Source organism: Hyphomonas sp., from assembly GCF_037969335.1.
In the GTDB taxonomy this organism is placed as follows: domain Bacteria; phylum Pseudomonadota; class Alphaproteobacteria; order Caulobacterales; family Hyphomonadaceae; genus Hyphomonas.
Genome location: NZ_JBBKXE010000142.1, coordinates 19,528 through 27,689, shown reverse-complemented (window position 1 = coordinate 27,689; position 8,162 = coordinate 19,528). Strand labels below are relative to the sequence as shown.

Genomic DNA, 8,162 nt, shown 5'->3' with positions numbered 1-8,162 from the left:
GACGGAGGCGGTAAGGGGGTGGTGAGGGCGTGGTGCGACCCTATTCCGTGGGCATGACGACGTTGGGACCGAGCAGCATGGTCAGGATGCCGGGCAGCGGCACGTTGTACGTGTCCTGGATCTTGTCCATGAAGCCGAAGACCAGAATGATCGCGATGAAGGGCGGCACGAACCAGCGCATCAGGAACCGCCAGACATTCATGATCATGCCTTCGCCCAGTTCCGAGGTCAGCATGTCCCGGCTGAGAATCCAGCCGGCGAACGTCACCGTCAGCAAGCCACCGAGCGGCAGGAGGAGCCCTTCGGTCATGAAGTCCATGAAGTCGAGATATTCGAGCGAGAAGACGTAAGCCGCGCCGATCATGAACATCGAGAAGCCGATGCCGAGCGCCGCGCCGAAGCGTGTGACGCCCTGACGTTCCTCGAGCCATGAGACGCTGACTTCCATCAGCGAAATCGCCGACGTGAACGCCGCGAAAAGCGCGAGCGCAAAGAAGACCGAAGCGAATATCTCTCCGCCCGGAATGGCACCGAACGCGACCGGCATCGAAACGAAGAACAGGCTGGGCCCGCCAGCCGGATCAAGCCCTGCGGCAAACACGATCGGGAAGATGGCGAAACCGGCGATCATCGCGACCAGCGTGTCAGACCCGACAATGATCAGCGAGGAGCGCGGGATATTGGTGTCTTTCGACAGGTAGGCGCCGTAAGTGACCATCAGGCCGACACCGACGCCAATCGAGAAGAAGGCCTGACCGAGGGCGGCGAGGAATGTGCCGAACCCGACATCTTCCCATTTCGGCTCAAGGATGAAGGCCGCAGCGCGGGCCGTGTCGCCATTCATCACGGCAAACCCGACGACGATGACAAGCATCACGAAGAAAGCCGGCATCAGGATCGTCGAAGCGCGCTCGATGCCGCCTTTGACCCCGCGCCCGACCACGAAGACATTTGCGCCAATGAAACAGGCCAGAAGGAAGAGAATATACCATTTCGAGCGAAGTGGATGTTCCCCCTGCCCGATCATGTCGTTGAAGTTCTGGCCGGACGCGGCTGCATCCATGCCGGAATAGCCGCCAAAGGACTGAATGAAAAAGGCCAGCAGCCAGGCCGAAATCACGACGTAGAACGTGCTGATGAAGAAGGCTGTGAGCGTACCGATCCAGGTCGCGATGCCCCAGTTCTGGCTCTTGCTTTCGGCGCGGGCGAGCGACTGGAAGCCCTCAATGGCCGACATGCCGGATTTCCGGCCCATGGCATATTCCGCCATCAGGAGCGGCAGGCCGATCAGGAGGACGCAGAACAGGTAGATCATGATGAAGGCGCCACCGCCCTCTTCACCTGCGGTATAGGGAAACCGCCAGAAATTTCCGAGACCGACCGACGAGCCGATGGCCGCCATGATGAATCCGAAACGCGAACTCCACGTATCTGTCTTGCGACCAATGCCTGCCATATGTTCCCTCTCCCCGGGTAATTATTTTCGCGCGACCCTAGCGTTCGCGGCATAGAAATCAATTCTGGGTTCTGTTAGCGGGTCAGATGAGCCCCGTCGATGAGAGTTTTTCGTCCCTGTGCATATGCGCCGACAGGATCAGGCCGAAGCAGGCCATGGTCGTGAGCATGGCTGTACCGCCATAGGATATCAGCGGCAGGGGCATGCCGACGACCGGCAGGAGACCGATAACCATACCGACATTGAACACGATATAGAACGCGACCGTCGCCGCCGCACCGGCCGAGGCGAGGCGCCCGAACCAGCTTTGCGACTGGGATGCGGAATAGAAGGCCCAGCCGAGAATGACCGCGAAACCGAGCAGGAGTGTCGTCGTGCCGAGGAAGCCGAATTCCTCGCCGATCACCGTGAGGATGAAGTCGGTATGCTGTTCGGGCACATAGTCCTGCTGGGACTGGATGCCCTGGAGCCACCCCTTGCCGTTGAATCCCCCGCCGCCGATCGCGATCAGGCCCTGTTCGATCTGGTAGCTCTCACCCAGCGCATTGGTCGATTCGCCGGACATTTGGGCCAGGAATGTATCGACGCGTTCGCGCTGGTAATCGGCCAGCACGAAATAGATGCCCGGCACCGCGGCGATACCGGCAATCACACCGAACAGGATGACGCGCAGCGACAGGCCCGCGAGGAAAATCACCACACCGCCGGATGCAATCAGCGCGAGCGTGGTGCCGAAATCCGGTTGCTTGAAAATCAGTGTGGCCGGAATCAGCATGATGACGAGCGCGCCGATATGAATGAGAATTCGCCCGGATGTCGGCGTGATGACGCGGTCATAATACCAGGCCAGCGCCATGGTCGTGGCGAGTTTGGCAAATTCAGACGGCTGGACAGCGACCGGGCCAATCTGCAACCAGCGCTGCGCGCCGCCCCCCGTAACGCCCATCACTTCGACAAGGATGAGCAGAACGATAGTGAAAGCATAGGCCGGGATCGCCAATGTGCGCCAGAGTGACAAAGGCAGGAGGGCCATGACCAGCATCATGACAAAGCTCATCCCGAAGCGCGTCAGCTGCAGGTGCCAGAGATTGGCTTCACCCGGATTGGTGTGCGCGGAGGAATAGAGCATCGCGACGCCGGTGAGCGCCATGGCAACGATCAGCAGGATGAAACCCCAGGGCAGTTTCGCCAGCTTGCCGAGCGCGCCGACATTCTCGAACGAGAGCGAACGAGCGGTGCGGGTGCGGGCTTCGCCACGACTGAAACCGGTATAGCCGTCGCGACTCATGTCGGCTCTCCCGTCCCGGCTGGCGTGATCGATGCTGTCTTGCCATAGACCGCCTTGCGGCGGCTATCGTTCTTGAGGGCAAAATGGAGGATGTCGCGCGCCAGAGGTGCGGCCGTCGACGAGCCGCCTTCACCATGCTCGACAACAACAGAGATGGCATATTTCGGATCGTCCGCCGGGGCATAGGCGACGAAGAGCGCGTGGTCGCGCAATTCCCGCTCAATGTTGACGCCCTTGCGGACGCCCTTGTCGCGTTCGGCTTTCGTGATGCGGCGCACCTGGGCGGTACCGGTCTTGCCGGCGAGGCGCGGCCCGCCAAGGCCAAGATCGCCCGAGCGATAGGCCGTGCCGCCCCCTTCGGACGTGACACCAAACATGCCGGCCTTCATGCGCTGCATGATCTCGGCATCGAGCGGCGCGTCGAGAATGCCGTCATCTTCCGACTTGGGGCCGAGGCCGACCAGTTTCGGTTTGAAACTGTGGCCCTCATTGGCGATGCGCGCCGTCATCAGGGCAAGTTGCAGCGGCGTGACGCCAAGCTGGCCCTGGCCAATGCCGAAGTTCAGGGTCTCGCCCTCATACCAGGGCTCGCCCATGACCCGTTGTTTCCACTCGGGATCGGGCACAAGGCCGCCGCGCGCACCGGTCATGCCGAGCGTCCAGGCTTCACCGAAGCCGAACTTGCGGGCGGTGGCCGCGATCTGTTCAACGCCCGTGCGCCGGGCTGTCTCGTAGAAATAGACGTCGCACGAGTGCTTGATGCCATTGTGCATATCCATCGAGCCGTGGCCGCCCTTTTTCCAGCAGTGCCAGGTACGATTGCCGAAATGGTAGTAGCCGTTGCAATGCACGCGGTCGGTCGGCTTGACGGCGCCGGATTCGAGCGCGGCCGTTGCCACCACCATCTTGAAGGTCGAGCCCGGCGGATACACGCCGCCATGGGCGCGGGGATAGAGCGGCGAGCGCGGATTGTCGCGCAACTCGGCATAGGCCGTGCCTGAAATGCCGTTGACGAAATCATTGGGATCGAAGGCTGGCGTGGAGACCATGGCCAGCACGTCGCCGGTTTCGATGTCGAGCACGACGGCCGCGCCACTCTCATCGCCGAAGCGTTCAATGGCGGCGCGTTGCAGCTCGGAATCGATGGTGACGTAGAGGTCTTTCCCCGGAACCGGCGCGAACTTCTCGTCGGGAATCTCTTCAATCACGCGGCCATGGGCATTGGTGACCAGTTTGCGGAAACCCGGCTTGCCGCGCAGCCATTCCTCGGCAAAGCGCTCCATGCCCTGGCGACCGGTGCGCATGTCGGGGTGGCGGAACAGTTTTTCGAGGCGTTTGGCTTCATCTTCGACCATGCCGGACGACAGGCGGGTGAGATCATCCTGGCTGGCACGGGCGACATAGCCGAGGACGTGGGCAAGGTCGCGCCCGCGCGGATACGACCGGGTCAGCGCCATCTCGACCTGGATGCCGGGGATCTCGGCCGCATGGACGTTCATGCGGGCAAAGTCTTCATAGGTCAGTTCATTGGCCACGATCACCGGCACGAAGCCGGCATTGCGCCGCCGGCTGGCGGTGATTTCGCGGGTAATCTTCTCGATGCGCTCGTCCGGCAGGTCGATCAGGGCGGCGATCTGGGCGAGTGTACCGGCCGGATCATGTGTCTGCTCCGGTACGATCGACACGCGGCCAGCGCGCCGGTGGGAGGCCAGCGGCTTGCCGAACCGGTCGAGGATGCGTCCGCGCTGGGGCGGTGCCAGAGCGAGCTTGATATGGTTGTCTTCGGCGGCCGCCTGGTATTTCTCGCGCTCGAGCACCTGGAGCTGGAACAGACGGGCCACGAGACCGGCCCAGACGACACCGCCTGCCCCCGCCGCAAGGACCATGCGGCGGCTGAAATCATCCTCGATGCTGCGCTTGGTTTTCATGTTGCCTGCCCCACCGGCTGGCCCGGCGCGCGGCCAAGGTCGAACATCTTGTGGGCGATCGCGTAGATGACGCCCGTCGTCAGGAAGGCCGCCACCAGCGGGGTGGCACGCACGGCATGGTCCTCAAGCGCACTAGCCATCAGCCAGAGCACGAGGAACCCCGAGACGAATTGCAGGACCGGCGCGATCACGGCGACGAGCGGCTCGTGCATGACATCGAACATGGAGGCGATCCATGCGCTGAACCCGTAGACGACGAGATTGACGATCACGAAGCAGCCGAGCGGCGCGTTGAAGCTGATATCCTGGATCAGGCCGAAGACGATGAGGATCACCATGGGCCGCAGGGACAGGCCGACACGGCCCCAGCCGACAGCGCCCCAGAGTGCGGCATAGGGCCATGCGATGGACAGGCCGAACAGGGTTTTCGGCGTCAGGCCGAGCAGGCCGATGGCGGCGATGGCGAAGGCGCCGAACAGGAGGCGGGGCGTGGGGCCGGTTTGCGACCAAAGGCTCTTGCTCGGACGACCGGACTTGCGGCGGGCCATTACTGGCGCACCCCCTGGGCTGCACTGGCCTGGGCCGGATTATCTGTCGCGTCCGATGCAGGGATTTCCACAATTGCTGCGGGCGTCTCGATCAGCGGCGGCGGCACCATCTGGACGTATCCGCCCGACCGGTTGGCCATGCCGAATTTGACGCGCCAGTCGCCGCCGAGGAGACGGGCTTCGCCCACGACGAGGCCGCGCGGGAAGGCCCCGCCTTCGGCGGAGGTGAGAATGCGTTCGCCCTCGATGAATCCGGTGCGCTCTGGCATATCTGTCAGGCTGCCGAGGCCGTCGCGGCCCCCATACAGGATGGCGCGGACGCCGCTGACTTCGCCCATGACCGGGACGCGGCTGTTGAAGTCGGTAATGACGAGGATGCGCGAGGAATATTCGCCGAGCTGGATGACGCGTCCGACGAGGCCGCCTTCATTCAGCGCAATGGCGCCCGGATCGACGCCCTGCGCCCGGCCGGCATTGGCCAGCAGGGTCTGCGCGAAGGGACCGTCGCTTTCGGCGGTGACGCGGGCCGTGACGCCGCGCACCGGCGGTTCGCCCATCAGGTTGAGAATGTTTTCGTAGGCCTCGAGGCGTTCGGCCATGGAGATGGCCGCCGCCTTGTAGCGCGACAGTTCGCGCACTTCGGATTCAAGGTCGCGGATGCGGCGTTCGCGCGCCGCCTGGCCGGTGACGCGGGCCCAGAGACTGATACTGTCGCTGCCACCGAGCTGGTCGCCGGCGGCGGTGCGCACCGGGTCGAAAACGTGACGGATCTGGGGGGCGGACTGCGCCACAACGAGCGCAGCGGCACCGAAAATGAAGACAAAGAGAATCAGACGCTTTGCAGAGCGTTTGCCGGGTTTCTGACCTGAGCGGCTTAGGCGCGCCATTCGCCCTGTTTCCTTGCCGTTTTTTCGGCCTGTTTCCCTAGACTTCCGGAGACAGGACCGTTTTCATTTTGGAGTAGTTTTCTAGCACATATCCGCAACCGTTCACGACGCATTTCAGCGGATCGTCTGCAATCATCACAGGCAGTTGTGCCTGCTCGCGTATGACCGTGTCGAGGTTGCGAAGCAGTGCGCCGCCGCCTGTCAGCACGATGCCGCGATCAACGATATCGGCGGCCAGTTCCGGCGGCATGGCCTCGAGCGCGATTTTCACGGCGTCAATAATGTCGGTGACCGGCTCGCGCAGGGCTTCGGCAATCATCGCCTCGGTGATCTCGGTCTCTTTGGGAACGCCGTCCAGCGTGCCGCGACCGCGGACGGTCAGGGACATGCCCTCGCCGTTTTCCGGCGCCATGGCCGTGCCGATCTCTTTCTTGATGAGTTCAGCCGACATTTCGCCGATCAGGATTTTCTGCTCGCGGCGAAGATAGTTGACGATCGCCTGGTCCATCTTGTCGCCGCCGACGCGCACCGAGCGCGAATAGACGATGCCGCCGAGCGACAGGACGGCCACTTCCGAGGTGCCGCCGCCAATATCGACGACCATCGAGCCGGCAGGCTCGTCAATCGGCAGGCCGGCACCAATGGCAGCGGCCATGGGCTCTTCGATCAGTTCAACCTGGCGGGCACCGGCGGCAAGGGCCGACTGGTGGATGGCGCGGCGCTCGACACTGGTCGCGGAGCTGGGCACGCAGATGATGATGAGGGGCGAGACGAAGGCGCGGCGATTGTGCACTTTGCGGATGAAGTGCTTGATCATCTCTTCGGCGACTTCGAAGTCGGCGATGACGCCATCCCGCATCGGGCGGATGGCTTCCATGTTGACCGGTGTCTTGCCGAGCATGTTCTTGGCCTGCTCGCCGACCGCGTAAACGATCTTGCGGCCGCCCTGGGTCATGTAGGCAACGACCGAAGGCTCGTCGAGCTTGACGCCCTGACCCTTCACATAAACCAGTGTGTTTGCCGTGCCGAGGTCGATGGCCATGTCTGTGGACAACATGCCGAGGAGGCTACCAATCATGACGTCTACGCGCTCTTTCTGATGCGTAACGGACCTGTGATCCGCTACAATTGTGCAATTTCATACACAGCCCCCATACATCATGTGCCGTTAACACCCATTTAATGCAAGGTACGGTCGGCACATAAGCGGAACGCTACGTACACCCATTGAAAATCAACGGTATTCATTGGCGTTTACCACCAGAACAGTTGTTATTGCTGGGCCGGAACGGAACGCACCGTTCCGAAAGGGTAAACGGATTCCGGAGGCTTGTTAACGAATAGGGCATTTATATCGATCAAACGCATCGTTCCGAATTCCGCCCAAACGACAAAAAAGAGAAAAAATGGCGTCTTCCGGGTCCGATGACCGGCAGATGAACGGGGTGTTCGGGCTCGGTTCGGGGACGGACTTCCATACAGGTCGGGCAGCACCGGTCTGGCCACGAAAGCGCACCTTCAAACCCATCACGCGCCGACGGCTTGATTACTCCCCCCTGGCAAGCCCCAGCCGGTGCTGTATTTCTTCAGACGGAACCGGCAGACGGTGTGGACTGTTTCGTGCGTTCTGCGTGCGCCCGGAACGTCGCCGGATGGGCCATGACCGGAAACACGATATGGGTCTCGCCCCGGCCATTGATCGACAGGTGCCCGAACCCGAAAATGCGCCCGAGCACGCCTTGCCGGATCGAACTGCCTTCGATGGAATCGAGCGTGATTTCCTGCACATTGGCGGAAAACAGGCCCTTCTTCAGCACGACACGCCGGTCGGTCACGGCGAACTCCGTCGTGCGCAGCCGAATCTGCTCTGAAATGAAGAAAACGATGCCGAAAATCACCACACCGAGCACAATCAGCGCGAGCCAGGCGCGAAAGTGGGACAGCCAGTGGAACTGGCCCTGATAGCGGAGAATTTCCCCGTCATAGAGCCGCTTTTCGATGTAGCCTGCCATGATCTGCCGCCATCCCCCTTAGCCATCCAAGGCCGAACGGGGT

General features: G+C 62.2%; 7 protein-coding genes. All 7 read right to left on the bottom strand.

Features of this window, described 5'->3' with window-relative positions:
* Positions 1-40: 40 nt before the first annotated feature.
* The 7 genes from AADA04_RS10790 to AADA04_RS10760 all read right to left on the bottom strand — a co-directional run bounded on the left by AADA04_RS10790 (position 41) and on the right by AADA04_RS10760 (position 8,119).
* Complete coding sequence (locus tag AADA04_RS10790) at positions 41-1,456, bottom strand: sodium-dependent transporter (protein WP_340693273.1); 1,416 nt, start codon at positions 1,454-1,456, stop codon at positions 41-43.
* Positions 1,457-1,538: 82 nt separating this feature from the next.
* On the bottom strand, positions 1,539-2,744 hold the full coding sequence (gene rodA, locus AADA04_RS10785; protein WP_340693272.1) for a rod shape-determining protein RodA: 1,206 nt from the start codon (positions 2,742-2,744) through the stop codon (positions 1,539-1,541).
* Entirely contained in the window at positions 2,741-4,672 is a 1,932-nt protein-coding gene (mrdA, locus tag AADA04_RS10780) for a penicillin-binding protein 2 (protein WP_340693271.1), read from the bottom strand. The genes rodA and mrdA overlap by 4 nt, the downstream gene beginning before the upstream one ends.
* The gene (locus AADA04_RS10775; RefSeq protein WP_340693270.1) at positions 4,669-5,220 is read right to left on the bottom strand and encodes a hypothetical protein; all 552 of its coding nucleotides are present in this window, start codon (positions 5,218-5,220) and stop codon (positions 4,669-4,671) included. The genes mrdA and AADA04_RS10775 overlap by 4 nt, the downstream gene beginning before the upstream one ends.
* Positions 5,220-6,107 carry a rod shape-determining protein MreC gene (gene mreC / locus AADA04_RS10770; protein ID WP_340693269.1) on the bottom strand — a complete coding sequence of 296 codons (888 nt, stop codon included), beginning with the start codon at positions 6,105-6,107 and terminating at the stop codon, positions 5,220-5,222. The genes AADA04_RS10775 and mreC overlap by 1 nt, the downstream gene beginning before the upstream one ends.
* A 37-nt stretch (positions 6,108-6,144) precedes the next feature.
* Positions 6,145-7,185 carry a rod shape-determining protein gene (locus AADA04_RS10765; protein WP_340693268.1) on the bottom strand — a complete coding sequence of 347 codons (1,041 nt, stop codon included), beginning with the start codon at positions 7,183-7,185 and terminating at the stop codon, positions 6,145-6,147.
* A 508-nt stretch (positions 7,186-7,693) separates the two neighbouring features.
* Complete coding sequence (locus AADA04_RS10760; RefSeq protein ID WP_340693267.1) at positions 7,694-8,119, bottom strand: PH domain-containing protein; 426 nt, start codon at positions 8,117-8,119, stop codon at positions 7,694-7,696.
* Positions 8,120-8,162 lie beyond the last annotated feature (43 nt).

Bases quoted from the DNA above. Each gene is read 5' to 3' on its own strand.
- AADA04_RS10765 (WP_340693268.1), bottom strand. From the start codon at position 7,185: ATGATTGGTAGCCTCCTCGGCATGTTGTCCACAGACATGGCCATCGAC.
- mreC (WP_340693269.1), bottom strand. From the start codon at position 6,107: ATGGCGCGCCTAAGCCGCTCAGGTCAGAAACCCGGCAAACGCTCTGCA.
- AADA04_RS10790 (WP_340693273.1), bottom strand. From the start codon at position 1,456: ATGGCAGGCATTGGTCGCAAGACAGATACGTGGAGTTCGCGTTTCGGA.
- AADA04_RS10760 (WP_340693267.1), bottom strand. From the start codon at position 8,119: ATGGCAGGCTACATCGAAAAGCGGCTCTATGACGGGGAAATTCTCCGC.
- AADA04_RS10775 (WP_340693270.1), bottom strand. From the start codon at position 5,220: ATGGCCCGCCGCAAGTCCGGTCGTCCGAGCAAGAGCCTTTGGTCGCAA.
- mrdA (WP_340693271.1), bottom strand. From the start codon at position 4,672: ATGAAAACCAAGCGCAGCATCGAGGATGATTTCAGCCGCCGCATGGTC.
- rodA (WP_340693272.1), bottom strand. From the start codon at position 2,744: ATGAGTCGCGACGGCTATACCGGTTTCAGTCGTGGCGAAGCCCGCACC.